Below are 14,726 nucleotides of genomic sequence, written 5' to 3'. Positions count from 1 at the left end.
TGCCGATTATAGCGTCATGCCGTCATGTCCAGGCGCCTGCTTGAGGCGGTGAGCGGTGATCGGCTCGAGCTTGGATCGGAATAGGTTCGAGCGGTTCCCCGGCGCTGCGGCGTGCAGCAGGCGGGGTGTATCGACAGCATCTATCACGCAATAGATGAGGTCTTTTGGGTTTTTGCGAAAAAAACAAGAAATCTGCATGAATTGATAAAAATTGACTTCTTGCGCGGCGATTTGTCGCGCCCTGGTGCTACTCTCCGCAAGCTTTTGCTTCGGCGAGTTGATGCGATTGCCCTTGCTTGCTCGTAACCATAAGAAGAGACCTCTCTATGACTGACGCCTTTGTATTGGACGGCGATGTGGCGAAGCCTGCATTCCTGTCCAAAGAGCGCATCATCGCGCGACCCGGTTTCAACCGTTGGCTGGTTCCGCCAGCCGCTCTCGCTATTCACCTGTGTATCGGCATGGCCTACGGCTTCTCGGTGTTCTGGTTGCCGCTGTCGAAAGCGGTCGGCATCACTGCCGCCACGGCCTGCGTACCGGAAATGGGCTTCTTCGAGCAGATCTTCGCCAGTAACTGCGACTGGCAGATTTCCATGCTCGGCTGGATTTACACCCTGTTCTTCGTTTTCCTCGGCTGCTCGGCTGCCATCTGGGGTGGCTGGCTGGAGCATGCTGGCCCGCGCAAGGCTGGCGTGGTTTCCGCGCTGTGCTGGTGCGGTGGTCTGCTGATTTCCGCGCTGGGTATCTATACCCACCAGATCTGGCTGCTATGGCTGGGTTCGGGGGTAATCGGCGGTATCGGTCTCGGCCTGGGCTACATCTCGCCAGTTTCGACCCTGATCAAGTGGTTCCCGGACAAGCGCGGCATGGCGACCGGCATGGCGATCATGGGCTTCGGTGGTGGTGCGATGGTCGGTGCGCCGCTGGCGGCGATTCTGATGAATCACTTCGCTTCGGCTGAAGGCGTTGGCGTCTGGCAGAGTTTCGTGGTCATGGCGGTGATCTACTTCATCTTCATGATGGGCGGCGCGCTGTCCTACCGCGTACCGCCGACTGGCTGGAAGCCGGCAGGCTGGACCGCGCCGGTGGCCAAGGCCAACAACGCGATGATCACCAAGGGTCACGTGCACGTGAATACCGCGTGGAAGACCCCGCAATTCTGGCTGGTCTGGGCTGTGCTGTGCCTGAACGTGTCGGCGGGTATCGGCATCATCGGCATGGCTTCGCCGTTGCTGCAGGAAGTCTTCGCCGGCAAGCTGATCGGTGTCGACCTGGCATTCAACGAACTCAGTTCCGCGCAACTGGTCGAGATCGCCGCCATCGCCGCCGGGTTCACCGGGCTGCTCAGTCTGTTCAACATCGGCGGCCGCTTCTTCTGGGCCTCCTGCTCGGACTTCATCGGGCGCAAGGGCACCTACTTCGTGTTCTTCGGCCTGGGTTTCGCGCTCTACGCCGCGGTGCCGATGCTGGGTCAGCTGGGCAGCCTGGCGCTGTTCGTGTTGGCGTTCTGCATCATCCTGTCGATGTATGGCGGCGGCTTCGCCACCGTGCCGGCCTACCTGGCGGACCTGTTCGGCACGCAGATGGTCGGCGCGATCCACGGTCGTCTGCTGACCGCCTGGGCGGTGGCGGGTGTGCTCGGTCCGGTGCTGGTCAACTACCTGCGCGAGTACCAACTGAGCATCGGGGTGGAGAAGGCTGCGGCCTACGACATCACCCTGTATATCCTGGCTGGCCTGCTGGTGCTGGGCTTCATCTGCAACGCCCTGGTGCGTCCGGTGGCGCCGAAGTACTTCATGACCGAGGCCGAGCTGGCCGCCGAGCGCGCCCATGGCGAGAAGTCGGCGCCGGCAGCTAGCGAGCTGGAGTGGTCGGCTGACCCGTCGAGCAAGCCGGTGGCAGTCGCTGCCTGGCTGGTGGTGGGTATTCCGCTGGCCTGGGGTGTGTGGATCACCCTGCAGAAGACCGTCGTGCTGTTCCAGTAACGTCGTGCTTGTGGAAGAGCCCGCGCAGGCCTGTCGCCTGTGCGGGCTTTTTCGTTTCTGGCCGTTCGACCATCGCCGGTAGCCGTTGTCGCCCCTGCACGCCTATAATGCTGGCCTTTTTCCGTTAGTGATTCGTGGAGCTGGTGATGGCCGAACGTACGGCATTCGTCGAGCGCAACACCCTGGAGACCCAGGTCAAGGTTTCGATCAACCTGGATGGCACCGGCAAGGCGCGCTTCGATATCGGTGTGCCCTTTCTCGAGCACATGCTCGACCAGATCGCCCGTCATGGTCTGATCGACCTCGATATCGAGTGCAAGGGCGATCTGCATATCGACGACCACCACACCGTCGAGGACGTCGGCATTACCCTCGGTCAGGCTTTCACCAAGGCCATTGGCGACAAGAAAGGGATGACCCGTTACGGCCATTCCTATGTGCCGCTGGACGAGGCGCTGTCGCGCGTGGTGATCGACTTCTCCGGGCGCCCTGGCCTGCAGATGCACGTGCCGTTCACCCGCGCGGTGGTCGGTAACTTCGACGTCGATCTGTTCCAGGAATTCTTCCAGGGCTTCGTCAACCACGCGCTGGTCAGCCTGCACATCGACAACCTGCGTGGGCACAACACCCACCACCAGATCGAAACCGTGTTCAAGGCCTTCGGCCGCGCGCTGCGCATGGCGGTGGAGCTGGACCCGCGCATGGCCGGGCAGATGCCGTCGACCAAGGGCTGCCTGTAAATGCAGACGGTAGCCGTAATCGACTATGGCATGGGCAACCTGCACTCGGTGGCCAAGGCGCTGGAGCACGTAGGCGCTGGCCGCGTACTGGTGACCAGCGACGCCAAGGTGATCCGCGAGGCTGATCGCGTGGTGTTCCCCGGTGTCGGTGCGATTCGCGACTGCATGGCCGAGATCAGGCGCCTGGGCTTCGACGAGCTGGTGCGTGAAGTCAGCGCCGACCGCCCCTTCCTCGGCATCTGCGTCGGCATGCAGGCGCTGCTCGAGCGCAGCGAGGAGAACGACGGCGTCGATTGCATTGGCCTGTTCCCCGGTCAGGTGCGCTTCTTCGGCAAGGATCTGAACGAAGATGGCGAGCGCCTCAAGGTGCCGCATATGGGCTGGAACGAGGTCAGCCAGGCGGTGAAGCACCCGCTCTGGCACGACATCCCGGACCACGCGCGTTTCTACTTCGTGCACAGCTATTACATCGAGGCTGGCAAGCCGCAGCAGGTGGTCGGTCGCGGTCACTACGGCAAGGACTTCGCCGCAGCGCTGGCCGAGGGCTCGCGCTTCGCCGTGCAGTTCCACCCGGAGAAGAGCCACACCCATGGCCTGCAGCTGCTGCAGAACTTCGCCGCCTGGGATGGCCGCTGGTAATGGCTCGCGCCAAGGCTCCCAGTCTGGCGCTCGAACCTGCCCAGGAGCAGGCCGCGCTGCTGATGCTGCAACGCTTTCTCGACGAGCGTTTCGAGCTGCAACTGGGCACCTTCGAAGTGCAGGAAGTCCTCGACCAGATCACCCGCGAGCTGGCGCCGCACTATTACAACAAGGCGATTCTCGATGTGCAGGCGCACCTGAAAGACAGGTTCGAGAGCATCGAGAGCGACCTCTGGGCGCTCGAGAAGAGCTGAGCGCCTTACCGAATTCAAACTTGAGCAGGTTCAACCGATGCTGATTATCCCCGCTATCGATCTGAAGGACGGCGCCTGCGTGCGTCTGCGCCAAGGCCGCATGGAAGACTCCACGGTGTTCTCCGATGACCCGGTGAGCATGGCCGCCAAGTGGGTCGAGGGTGGCTGCCGTCGTCTGCATCTGGTCGATCTCAATGGCGCTTTCGAAGGCCAGCCGGTCAACGGTGAAGTGGTCACCGCCATCGCCAAGCGCTACCCGACTCTGCCGATCCAGATCGGCGGCGGCATCCGTACGCTGGAGACCATCGAGCACTACGTGCGCGCCGGGGTCAGCTACGTGATCATCGGTACCAAGGCCGTGAAAGAGCCTGAGTTTGTCACCGAGGCGTGCAAGGCCTTCCCCGGCAAGGTGATCGTCGGTCTGGATGCCAAGGACGGCTTCGTTGCCACCGACGGCTGGGCTGAAGTCTCCAGCGTGCAGGCCACCGACCTGGCCAAACGCTTCGAGGCCGATGGCGTGTCCGCCATCGTTTATACCGACATTGCCAAAGACGGCATGATGCAGGGCTGCAACGTCGAAGCCACCGCCGCGCTGGCTGCCGCCAGCAAGATTCCGGTGATCGCTTCCGGCGGCATCCACAACCTCGGCGATATCGAGAAGCTGCTGCTTGCGCGTTCGCCCGGCATCATCGGCGCCATCACCGGGCGTGCGATCTACGAAGGCACCCTGGACGTGGCCGAAGCGCAGGCCTTCTGCGACACCTTCAAGGGTTAATGGCGGGTGTGCTCGGCCGCCTAGGCTGCGCGCACCGCTGACGGTTTATCGGTGCGCACGGCGCACCCTACGAGAGAAGTCGACATGGCACTGGCTAAACGCATTATCCCCTGCCTCGACGTGGACAACGGCCGCGTGGTCAAGGGCGTCAAGTTCGAGAACATCCGCGACGCCGGTGATCCGGTGGAAATCGCTCGCCGCTACGATGAGCAGGGCGCCGACGAGATCACCTTCCTCGACATCACCGCCAGCGTCGATGGCCGCGATACCACGCTGCACACCGTCGAGCGCATGGCCAGCCAGGTGTTCATCCCGTTGACCGTCGGTGGCGGCGTGCGCACCGTGCAGGACATTCGCAACCTGCTCAATGCCGGCGCCGACAAGGTGTCGATCAACACTGCTGCGGTGTTCAACCCCGAGTTCGTCGGCGAGGCTGCCGCGCGTTTCGGCTCGCAGTGCATCGTCGTCGCCATCGACGCCAAGCGTGTTTCCGCGCCGGGTGAGCCGGGCCGCTGGGAGATCTTCACCCATGGCGGACGCAAACCGACCGGCCTGGATGCCGTGGCGTGGGCGCGCAAGATGGAAGAGCTGGGCGCCGGTGAGATCCTGCTGACCAGCATGGATCAGGACGGTGTGAAGAGCGGTTACGACCTAGGTGTGACCCGCGCCATCAGCGAGGCCGTGCGCGTGCCGGTGATCGCCTCCGGTGGTGTCGGCAACCTGCAGCACCTGGCCGACGGCATCCTCGAAGGCAAGGCCGATGCCGTGCTGGCCGCGAGCATCTTCCACTTCGGCGAGTACACCGTGCCGGAAGCCAAGGCCTACCTGGCCAGCCGCGGTATCGTGGTGCGCTAGGTTCTGGCCTGTTGGCCGCTTGGCGAGACAGGTATCTAAAGCTGCGGGCGAGTCGACGGCAAAGTGCCAGCGATGCGATTAAAATTGTCCACCAGTCCTGAATCCTATGCCCTCTGCTTCTGGCGGATGGCATTCCCTTGCCGAACTTTCCGACACGGAGTCCCCATGTTCCTTCTTCGATTCGTGACCATCCTGGCGCTCTTCTGCGGTCTGAACCTCGCGCGCGCAGAGTCGCTGGTGCTGCTCACGGAAAACCTGCCACCGTTCAACATGTCAGTCAGTGGCAACAACTTCGCGCGGGACGACAACGTCACCGGCATCAGTGCCGATATCCTGCGCGCGGTCTGCGCGCGCGCCGAGGTTGATTGTCAGCTGATCCTGCGTTTCCCCTGGCAGCGCGTATACCAACAGACCCTGAGCGATGCCGGTTACGGCCTGTTCTCGACCGCGCGCACGGCAGAGCGCGAGAAGCTGTTCAAGTGGGTCGGCCCCATCGCCAGTAACGAATGGGTGCTGTTCGCCAAAGGCGACAGCGCCATCCAGCTGGGCTCGCTGGAGGATGCACGGCGTTATCGCATCGGTGGCTATAAAGGCGACGCCAAGACTCAGTTCCTGCTCGATCGTGGGCTGGAGGTGCAGACGGCGTTGCGTGATAGCGAAAACGTCAAGAAGCTGGAAAAGGGTCAGATCGATTTGTGGGTTACCTCCAATCAGGCGGGACGTTTCGTCGCGCGCCAGGAGGGCCTGGAGAATCTGAAGGTGGTGCAGAATCTGCACACCGCCGATCTCTACCTGGCGCTCAACCTGCAGACACCTGACGAGCTGGTGCAGAAGTTGCAAAGTGCACTGGACTCGCTGCGGGCCGAGGGTGCGCTGAAGAGTATCGAAGCGCGCTACTGAGGCACACTGCCAGTAATCGCTGGGCCGGGGAGGGCGCGGCGGTTATCCTGAGGCGGTCTGCCTTTTCATAGAAAGAGAAATGTCATGTTCAAACGTCTGCTAATCACGCTCGCTGGCACCCTTATGGTGCTCGCTGGTGCGGTGCGCGCCGAAGTGGATCCGAACTACAGCGTGGTCCTGCTGACCGAGAATTTCCCGCCTTACAACATGGCGATCAACGGCAAGAACTTCGCTCAGGAAGACAACATCGATGGCATTGCCGTGGATGTGGTCAGAGAGATGTTCAAGCGTGCCGGGGTCCAGTACAGCCTGACCCTGCGGTTCCCCTGGGATCGCATCTACAAGCTGGCGCTGGAAAAGCCGGGCTACGGCGTCTTCGTCACCGCGCGCCTGCCGGAGCGTGAGGAATTGTTCAAGTGGGTTGGCCCGATCGGTCCTGACGACTGGGTGCTGCTGGCCAAGGGGGACAGTTCGATCAATCTGGCCAGCCTGGATGAGGCCAAGCAGTATCGCATCGGCGCCTACAAGGGCGACGCCATCTCAGAATACCTGGTGGACAAGGGCGTGGAGCACAGCACCTCGTTGCGTGACCAGGAAAATGCACGCAAGCTGGTGGCCGGGCAGATCGATCTCTGGGCCACGGGTGACCCTGCTGGCCGCTACCTGGCCAAGCAGGAGGGTGTCTCCGGTCTGCGGACCGTATTGCGCTTCGATAGCGCCGAGCTGTACCTGGCGCTGAACAAGGACACGCCCGACGAGATCGTCGCCAAGCTTCAGGCAGCGCTGGATCAGATGCGTGCCGAAGGCTTCGTCGACGATATTCTCAACAGCTACCTGTAAGCACCGAACACGCGACCAGCCAAGAGCTGGTCGTTTGCCACGGACGGCAGAGCCACTGAGTGCCAATGACCGGGCTCGGGCCCATGCAAGGATGTCGCTAGCCATAACCAAAATCATGCGAGCGGTACGTCTTATGCTGAATACTCTGAAGAAAAGCCTGTTTGTCGCCTTGTTCATGCTCTGCGGTTCCGCGCACGCGGAGTTGCCGCAGGATTACAAGGTGGTGCTGCTGACCGAGAATTTCCCGCCCTTCAACATGGCGGTGGACGACAAGAACTTCGCCCGTGACGACGGTATTGACGGCATCAGTGCCGACATCGTGCGCGAGATGTTCAAGCGTGCCGGCATCGACTACACCCTGACCCTGCGCTTCCCCTGGGACCGCCTGTATCGCCTGACGCTGGACAAACCCAACTACGCGCTGTTCTCCACCACCTATACCGAGGAGCGCAAGCCGCTGTTCAAATGGGTCGGTCCGATTGCCAAGACCGGTTGGGTGTTGCTCGCCGCGCCGGGTAACGACATCAAGGTGTCGAGTCTGCAGGACGCTGCCAAGTATCGTATCGGCGCCTACAAGAACGATGCGGTCAGCCAGAACCTGGAGAGCCAGGGCCTGGAGCCGATCAACGCCCTGCGTGACCAGGAGAACGTGAAGAAGCTGGTGCGCGGGCAAATCGACCTGTGGGCTACCACCGACCCGGTGGGTCGTTATCTGGCCAAGCAGGAAGACGTCACCGGCCTCAATACTGTGCTGCGTTTCAGGGATGCCGAGCTGTATCTGGCGCTGAACAAGGACACCCCGGACGAGGTGGTGCAGCGCCTGCAGAAGGCGCTGGATGAGCTGCGCAGCGAAGGCTTCATCGACGAGATTACCGAGAACTACCTGTAACCCTGTCCGGGTCCAAAACCCTGGGTTGTCGCGGGGCCGCCTAGGCCATGCGCACCAGTCGTGACGCTGGTGCCTGCTTCGGTGCGCACGGCGCACCCTACGGGTAGGTGATCGCCGTACTGCGCGTTGACATGAAAAGCCCGGACAGTTGTCCGGGCTTTTTCGTACTGCCGTATCGCCTCAGTTGCCGCGTGTGACGCTCAGGCCCTTGAGCAGGTTTAGAGCCTGGCTCAGCTGGTAGTCGTCGTCCTGCGGGCGTTCTGTGCGCGCCGCCTGTGCGGCCTTGCTCGGGCGGTCGGCGCCGCCGTTGCCATTGCCCAGATGGCCTTGCAGGTCGGCTTCCTTGATGCCTTCGCTGCCCTGCTCGCGGGTGAGCTTGGCGCGCGCCACTTCGATGTCAGGGATGATGCCCTGAGCCTGGATCGAGCGGCCGTTGGGCGTGAAGTAGAGTGCCGTGGTCAGCTTCAGTGCGCGGTCGTTGTTCAGCGGCAGTACGGTCTGTACCGAGCCCTTGCCGAAGCTGTCGGTGCCCATCAGTACCGCACGTTTGTGATCCTGCAGCGCACCGGCGACGATTTCCGAGGCCGAGGCGCTGCCGCCATTGATCAGCACCACTAGCGGTACGCCTTCGCTGGCGTCGGCCGGGTCGGCGTTGAAGCGCAGTTCGGAGTTGGCCAGGCGGCCTTCGGTGTAGACGATCAGGCCGCTCTTGAGGAAGTGGTCGGTCACTTCCACGGCTGCCTGCAGAACGCCGCCGGGGTTGTTGCGCAGGTCCATGACCAGGCCGCGCAGTTTCTTGTTGCCGTTGTCCTGGCGCAGTTTGGTCAGTGCCTTGCCGACCTCCTCGCCGGTGTTGACCTGGAATTGCGAGATGCGCAGATAGCCATAGCCGTCTTCGAGCATCTGGCTCTTCACGCTGCGCACCTTGATCACCGCGCGGGTCAGGGTCAGGTCGAACGGGCGACCGCCATCGCGCACCAGGGTCAGCTCGATCTTGCTGCCGGCCTTGCCGCGCATCTTGTCCACGGCTTCCATCATCGACAGGCCCTTGGTCGGCTGGCCATCGATCTTGACGATCAGGTCGCCGGGCTGGATGCCGGCCTTCGATGCCGGGGTATCGTCGATGGGCGAGACCACCTTGACGAAGCCATCCTCCATGCCGACCTCGATGCCCAGGCCGCCGAATTCACCGCTGGTGCTCTCCTGCAACTCGGCGAAGGCTTCCGGTTCGAGGTAAGCCGAGTGCGGGTCGAGGTTGCTGAGCATGCCCTTGATGGCATTTTCCAGCAGGGTCTTGTCGCTCACCGGCTCGACATAGGCTGCCTTGATGCGGTCCATCACCTCGGCGAAGGTGCGCAGATCATCCAGCGGCAGCGGGGCCTTGCCGCTCGCCGCCGCTGCCGGCGCGGGGGCAGGCTCGGCGGCGTGCAGGGCTGGAGCGCCGAGCAGCAGCCCGAGGGCCAGGGCCAGGCAGGTGGGGCGGAAGCGATGAGACATGAAGACAACTCCTAGTTAAATTAGGCGCCACCAGGCTGCAACCTGATTATCCCTGCGCGCGGCACCACTGTGCCGGATCACTCGGGCGACCATTCTGGCGAATGGCGAAGTACAGTGCCGATGTTTCCTGGCCACCGCTGCTACCAACGGTGGCGATGGGATCGCCGGCCTTGACCACGTCCCCGGCATTCTTCAGCAGGTTCTGGTTGTGGCCATACAGGCTCAGGTAACCATTGCCATGGTCGAGAATGACCAACAGGCCGGCGCCACGCAACCAATCGGCGAATACCACGCGCCCACCATGCACGGCACGTACCTGACTGCCGGAGGGCGCACCGATCAGTACACCATCCCACTTAGTACGAGCGTCGCCGCCGCGAGGGGTTCCGTAGCGTGCTACCAATCGGCCATCGACCGGCCACGGCAACTTGCCACGTGCGCTGGCGAAAGGCCCGCCGTAGACAGCACCAGATGTCACCAGTGGGCCGCTTGGCTGGCTGCGCTGCTGGCCTGGCCGAGCCTGCTCTGCCTGCTGCGCGGCCAGGGCGCGCTTGCGCGCCTCTTCGGCCTCGCGCGCCTGGCGGGCCAGGGTTTCTTCGATGGTCTTCAGTACGCGACCCAGCTCGGCCTGTTCCTGCTGGCGCGCCTTGAGTCGCTGATCACGGGTGGCGAAGTCGCGGTTGAGCTTGGCCAGGGCCTGCTGGCGTTCCTTGCGCGCTTCGGCGAGCTTGGCGTGGCGCTCATCCAGGCCCGCTTTCTGCGCCTGCAGCTGGGCCTGGTGGTTGTTGATTTCCTGCTCGACGTTGGCCAATTGGCGCAGGGTCTCGTTGAACGCGGCGAGCTGTTCGAGACGCGCCTGGCTGAGGTAGTCGTAGTAGGTGAGGGTGCGTGAGAATTTTTCCGGGTTCTGCTGGTTGAGCAGCAGCTTGACGTATTCCTGGCGGCCGCTCTGATAGGCCGCGCGGGCCTGGATAGCGATCAGCCGTTGCTGTTCAGTGCGCGCGCCCTGGAGTTTTTTTTTCTCCTGATCCAGGCGCTGGATTTCCTGCTCGCTGCCCTTGAGCTCGCGCTGCAGTTCCTTGACCTGGCCTTCCAGATCGCCCATCTCGGTCTCGGTCTTCTTCAGCTGCTGCTGCACGCCGGATTTCTCCTGCTGCAGTTTCTCCAGCAGCTTCTTCAACTCGGCGACGTCCTGGCGCGCCGCTTCCAGCTGGCGCTGGGTATCGGCGCGCTGATCGGCGATGGCCGGAGCGATCAGGCTGCTGAACAGAATCAGGGCAAGGATGCGAAGCATGGGCGGGGCGATACCTGGCGGAGTAGCGAATGGCGCTTAGTATGCCTAAAAAACCGGCGGCAAGCTGCAAGCCACAAACAGCTAGAAGAGCGAACGTAGCGCGTAGCCCGGATGCTATCCGGGGGGAGATTCCCCGGATTGCATCCGGGCTACGATCCTTGCGTTTTATTCCAGCTCGACGATGGTCTTGCCGGTCATCTCGGCCGGTTGTTCCATGCCCATCAGGTTGAGCAGGGTGGGCGCCACGTCGGCCAGCACGCCGCCTTCGCGGATGCGTGCCGGGCGTTTGCCGACGTAGATGAACGGCACTGGCTCGCAGGTGTGGGCGGTGTGCGCCTGGCCGGTGCACTCGTCTTCCATTTGCTCGACGTTGCCGTGGTCGGCGGTGATCAGCGCTTCGCCGCCGACCTTCTCCAGCGCAGCGGTGATGCGGCCGACGCAGCTGTCGAGGGTTTCCACGGCCTTGACTGCGGCCTCGAACACACCGGTATGGCCTACCATGTCGCCGTTGGCGTAGTTGACGATGATCACGTCATAGCGCTGGTTTTCGATGGCATCGACGATCCTGTCGGTGACTTCCGGCGCGCTCATCTCTGGCTGTAGGTCGTAGGTGGCGACGTTCGGCGAGGGGATGAGGATGCGTTCTTCGCCCTCGAACGGCTCTTCGCGGCCGCCGGAGAAGAAGAAGGTGACGTGTGCGTATTTCTCGGTCTCGGCGATACGCAGCTGGGTCTTGCCGTTCTTGGCCAGGTATTCGCCGAGCACGTTGGTCAGGGCTTCCGGGGCGAAGGCGCTGGGGGCCGGGATGCTCGCCGCGTACTGGGTGAGCATGACGAAGTTGACCTGCGGTGCGCGCTGGCGCTCGAACTCCTTGAAGCCGGGTTCGACGAAGGCGCGGGTCAGCTCGCGGGCGCGGTCGGCGCGGAAGTTCATGAACACCACGGCGTCGCCGTCCTCGACCTGCACCGGTGTGCCGATGGTGGTGGCCTTGACGAACTCGTCGCTCTCGCCGCGTTCGTAGGCGGCCTGCAGGCCTTCGACTGCGGTGGCGGCGTTGAACTGGCCAGCGCCGTCGACGATCAGGTGATAGGCCTGCTCGACGCGGTCCCAGCGGTTGTCGCGGTCCATGGCGAAGTAGCGACCGGCGAGGCTGGCGATGCGGCCCTTGCCGAGGCGGGCGAAGGCAGCATCGAGCAGTTCGATGGACGGCTGCGCGCTTTTCGGTGGGGTATCGCGGCCATCGAGGAAGGCGTGCAGGTAGATCTTCTCGGCGCCACGCTTGGCAGCCAGTTCGGCCATGGCGACGATGTGGTCCTGGTGGCTGTGTACGCCACCATCGGAGAGCAGGCCGAGGATATGCACGGCCTTGCCGGCGCCCACGGCCTTGTCCACGGCCTGGTTGATCGTGGCGTTGTCGAAGAATTCGCCGTCGCGAATCGCCTTGGTCACGCGGGTGAAATCCTGGTACACCACGCGGCCGGCACCGAGGTTCATATGGCCGACTTCGGAGTTACCCATCTGTCCGTCCGGCAGGCCGACGTCCATGCCGCTGCCGGAGATCAGGCCGTGCGGGTAGTTGGCGCGCAGGCGGTCGTACACCGGCGTGTTGGCGGCGTAGATGGCGTTGTACTCGGGTTTGTCGCTGTGACCGAAGCCGTCGAGGATGATCAGAACCAAGGGTTTTGGCGTGGCACTCATTGAACTGGCTCGCTCTGCGTCTGAGGGGGCAATGAAACAGCCCGGCATTTTAGGGCCAAGCGCCTGGCGCGTCACTGCCAGACGGGGTTTGGCCGACCTGTGGGGCTGTGTATACTGGCCGGCATTTTACCGTCCTGGGCCATATAGATGTTCGCCAACCTGATTGAATTCATCATCAACCACTACGTGCTGAGTGGAATGTTCGCCGTGCTGCTGGTGTTGCTGATCATCACCGAAATGCGCAAGGGCGGGCAGAGCCTGTCGAGCCGCGAGCTCACCGCGCTGGTCAACAGCGACAAGGGTGTGGTGCTCGACGTGCGCGCGCAGAAGGACTTCTCCGCCGGGCATATCGTCGATTCGCTGCACATCCCTTACGACAAGGTGGTGGCCCGTGTCGCCGAGCTGGAAAAGCACAAGGCCAAGACCATCGTCGTCGTCGACGCCATGGGTCAGCATGCCGGCAGCGTTGCCCGCGAGCTGAAGAAGGCCGGTTTTACCGCCGCCAAGCTGTCCGGTGGCATCGCTACCTGGCGCGGCGACAACCTGCCGCTGGTGAAGTGACATGACCAAGGTGGTCGTCTACTCCAGCGACTGGTGCCCCTACTGCATGCGCGCCAAGCAACTGCTGGCCAGCAAAGGGGTGGACTTCGAGGAAATTCGTGTCGACGGCCAGCCGGCCATCCGCGCGGAGATGACCCGCAAGGCCGGCCGCACCTCGGTGCCGCAAATCTGGATCGGCAGCACCCATGTGGGTGGCTGTGACGACCTCTATGCCCTGGAGCGCGCCGGCAAGCTCGACGCCCTGCTGCAGAGCCCCGCTTGAAACCTCAACGTTAAGGAAGGCAAACGCCATGACCGAGCAAGCCAACAGCGGCGCAGCCGCTGCCGATTCGCAGAACCCGCAATTTTCCCTGCAGCGCATCTACGTCAAGGACCTGTCCTTCGAAGCTCCGAAGAGCCCGGAAATCTTCCGTCAGGAGTGGACGCCGAGCGTCGGCCTGGATCTGAACACCCGCCAGAAGGCCCTGGAAGGCGACTTCCACGAAGTGGTGCTGACCCTGTCGGTCACCGTGAAGAACGGCGAAGAAGTCGCCTTCATCGCTGAAGTGCAGCAGGCTGGCATCTTCCTGATCAAGGGCCTGGACGCCGCCTCGATGAGCCACACCCTCGGTGCCTTCTGCCCGAACATCCTGTTCCCGTATGCCCGCGAAGCGCTGGACAGCCTGGTGATCCGCGGCTCGTTCCCGGCCCTGATGCTGTCGCCGGTGAACTTCGACGCACTGTATGCCCAGGAGCTGCAGCGCATGCAGCAGGCTGACGAAACCACCGCTCACTGAGCGCTCGGTTCGATTGCATGAAAAAGCGCCCCTCGGGGCGCTTTTTTTTGGTTCTTCGCATAGTTTGGGGAGCGTCCGGGTTGACACCGGACTGGCAATTACGTGTTAGCTGTCGATGACCTGGCACTCTCCATTAGCACGCCGCCTGGCTTGATGGTTTTCGCCCCTTACGGGCGAGCAACCGTGTTCAGCGTCAAGCCACTTGAGGCCTGAAATGAGCCTGATCACGGAGCATCGCATTGAGGATGGTAAGCAATTTCCGCATGCAGGCGACGACCGCTACTTTGCCTGGTTTCCCCTGYTCCTTAAGTCGCCGGTAGAAGCTGTACACGACCTCGTTGTGGCTGCGAATGRCCGACAGCGTAGCCATGTAGAGCACCTTCCTGACTTCGGAYCGTCCACCCCAGACTCGCCGGGTACCTCGGTAGTAGCCGCTGTCCCGATTGAATGGCGCCMCCCCCACCAGTGCTGCAATCTGCTTGCGGTTCAGGAGGCCCAGCTCTGGCAGTAGAGCTAGTAACGTGATTCGACAAACGGGCCCGATACCTTTCTCTTGCTTGCCCAAGAGAAAGTAACCAAAGAGAAGGGCACCCCGACATCCGGGTTTCGCTACGCTCAACTCCCCTCGCTCCGGCGCCGCTCCGGGGGCCGGCTTACATGGGCCATCCCTGGCCCATTAAGCGGGGCCGCCATCGGTATCTCGCCGCATCCATGCGGCTCATCCCCCTGCGCGACACCTCCACCCGGCCTTCTGACGGGACCGGGGCGCGGGCTTGCGAAATCTCCGGAAGATCAAAGTCGGTAGCGTTTGGTTTTTGCTCTTGAAGCGCGATCTCACAGACGACGCACAAGCCCCCTTCAGGAGGCCGAGTGGAGTCACCGTGGAAGGGGTTGAGCGACATGGATGTCGCGAGAGCTGCGATGGGCCATGGATGGCCCTTCGCAGCGGGCCCCTGGAGCGGTGATGGAGCGAGGGAACCCCGGCGCAGCCGGGGCCGTATGCGGCGCAGCCGGGGCCGTATG

Annotated in this window: 15 protein-coding genes and 1 pseudogene; 12 read left to right on the top strand and 4 right to left on the bottom strand. The window is 62.9% G+C overall.

Translation table 11 applies throughout. The annotated features are described in order from the left end of the window. Nucleotides 1–326: 326 nt before the first annotated feature. The 9 genes from INS93_RS23550 to INS93_RS23510 all read left to right on the top strand — a co-directional run bounded on the left by INS93_RS23550 (nucleotide 327) and on the right by INS93_RS23510 (nucleotide 7,877). Complete coding sequence (locus INS93_RS23550) at nucleotides 327–1,985, top strand: OFA family MFS transporter (RefSeq protein WP_192985749.1); 1,659 nt, start codon at nucleotides 327–329, stop codon at nucleotides 1,983–1,985. A 146-nt stretch (nucleotides 1,986–2,131) separates the two neighbouring features. Next, entirely contained in the window at nucleotides 2,132–2,725 is a 594-nt protein-coding gene (gene hisB / locus INS93_RS23545) for an imidazoleglycerol-phosphate dehydratase HisB (RefSeq protein WP_017675949.1), read from the top strand. Continuing rightward, on the top strand, nucleotides 2,726–3,364 hold the full coding sequence (hisH, locus tag INS93_RS23540) for an imidazole glycerol phosphate synthase subunit HisH (protein ID WP_160020134.1): 639 nt from the start codon (nucleotides 2,726–2,728) through the stop codon (nucleotides 3,362–3,364). It begins immediately after the preceding gene. Beyond that, complete coding sequence (locus tag INS93_RS23535) at nucleotides 3,364–3,618, top strand: DUF2164 domain-containing protein (RefSeq protein WP_160020133.1); 255 nt, start codon at nucleotides 3,364–3,366, stop codon at nucleotides 3,616–3,618. The genes hisH and INS93_RS23535 overlap by 1 nt, the downstream gene beginning before the upstream one ends. Before the next feature lie 37 nt (nucleotides 3,619–3,655). After that, nucleotides 3,656–4,393: a 1-(5-phosphoribosyl)-5-[(5-phosphoribosylamino)methylideneamino]imidazole-4-carboxamide isomerase gene (gene hisA / locus INS93_RS23530; protein WP_192985748.1), complete on the top strand. Its 738-nt coding sequence runs from the start codon at nucleotides 3,656–3,658 to the stop codon at nucleotides 4,391–4,393. An 84-nt stretch (nucleotides 4,394–4,477) separates the two neighbouring features. Further along, complete coding sequence (gene hisF / locus INS93_RS23525; protein ID WP_064495061.1) at nucleotides 4,478–5,248, top strand: imidazole glycerol phosphate synthase subunit HisF; 771 nt, start codon at nucleotides 4,478–4,480, stop codon at nucleotides 5,246–5,248. Nucleotides 5,249–5,413: 165 nt separating this feature from the next. After that, the gene (locus INS93_RS23520) at nucleotides 5,414–6,148 is read left to right on the top strand and encodes a substrate-binding periplasmic protein (protein WP_192985747.1); all 735 of its coding nucleotides are present in this window, start codon (nucleotides 5,414–5,416) and stop codon (nucleotides 6,146–6,148) included. 84 nt (nucleotides 6,149–6,232) lie between these two features. Further along, nucleotides 6,233–6,988 carry a substrate-binding periplasmic protein gene (locus INS93_RS23515; protein ID WP_192985746.1) on the top strand — a complete coding sequence of 252 codons (756 nt, stop codon included), beginning with the start codon at nucleotides 6,233–6,235 and terminating at the stop codon, nucleotides 6,986–6,988. Between the two features lie 133 nt (nucleotides 6,989–7,121). Beyond that, nucleotides 7,122–7,877 carry a substrate-binding periplasmic protein gene (locus tag INS93_RS23510; RefSeq protein WP_160020129.1) on the top strand — a complete coding sequence of 252 codons (756 nt, stop codon included), beginning with the start codon at nucleotides 7,122–7,124 and terminating at the stop codon, nucleotides 7,875–7,877. A gap of 180 nt (nucleotides 7,878–8,057) precedes the next feature. Here INS93_RS23510 and INS93_RS23505 read toward each other — a convergent pair whose 3' ends face one another. The 3 genes from INS93_RS23505 to gpmI all read right to left on the bottom strand — a co-directional run bounded on the left by INS93_RS23505 (nucleotide 8,058) and on the right by gpmI (nucleotide 12,366). Continuing rightward, complete coding sequence (locus INS93_RS23505) at nucleotides 8,058–9,374, bottom strand: S41 family peptidase (protein WP_192985745.1); 1,317 nt, start codon at nucleotides 9,372–9,374, stop codon at nucleotides 8,058–8,060. A gap of 46 nt (nucleotides 9,375–9,420) precedes the next feature. Next, on the bottom strand, nucleotides 9,421–10,668 hold the full coding sequence (locus INS93_RS23500) for a murein hydrolase activator EnvC family protein (protein WP_192985744.1): 1,248 nt from the start codon (nucleotides 10,666–10,668) through the stop codon (nucleotides 9,421–9,423). 165 nt (nucleotides 10,669–10,833) lie between these two features. After that, a complete protein-coding gene (gene gpmI / locus INS93_RS23495) occupies nucleotides 10,834–12,366 on the bottom strand; it encodes a 2,3-bisphosphoglycerate-independent phosphoglycerate mutase (RefSeq protein WP_192985743.1) in 1,533 nt (510 codons plus the stop codon). A gap of 147 nt (nucleotides 12,367–12,513) precedes the next feature. On the opposite strand from gpmI, the gene INS93_RS23490 reads away from it, so the two are divergent. From INS93_RS23490 to secB, 3 genes are read left to right on the top strand one after another with little or no spacing between them, the layout of a single operon-like run. Next, complete coding sequence (locus INS93_RS23490; protein ID WP_160020125.1) at nucleotides 12,514–12,927, top strand: rhodanese-like domain-containing protein; 414 nt, start codon at nucleotides 12,514–12,516, stop codon at nucleotides 12,925–12,927. A 1-nt stretch (nucleotide 12,928) separates the two neighbouring features. Beyond that, a complete protein-coding gene (grxC, locus tag INS93_RS23485) occupies nucleotides 12,929–13,189 on the top strand; it encodes a glutaredoxin 3 (RefSeq protein WP_160020124.1) in 261 nt (86 codons plus the stop codon). Between the two features lie 28 nt (nucleotides 13,190–13,217). Beyond that, the gene (gene secB, locus INS93_RS23480) at nucleotides 13,218–13,703 is read left to right on the top strand and encodes a protein-export chaperone SecB (protein ID WP_160020123.1); all 486 of its coding nucleotides are present in this window, start codon (nucleotides 13,218–13,220) and stop codon (nucleotides 13,701–13,703) included. A gap of 193 nt (nucleotides 13,704–13,896) precedes the next feature. Here the strand turns inward: secB and INS93_RS23475 are convergent. Beyond that, nucleotides 13,897–14,250, bottom strand: a pseudogene (locus INS93_RS23475) (transposase); the annotation flags it as partial. Nucleotides 14,251–14,726: the final 476 nt, after the last annotated feature.

This window comes from Pseudomonas sp. EggHat1 (assembly GCF_014892995.1).
GTDB lineage: Bacteria > Pseudomonadota > Gammaproteobacteria > Pseudomonadales > Pseudomonadaceae > Aquipseudomonas > Aquipseudomonas chaetocerotis.
This window is presented reverse-complemented; position numbering and strand designations above follow the sequence as displayed.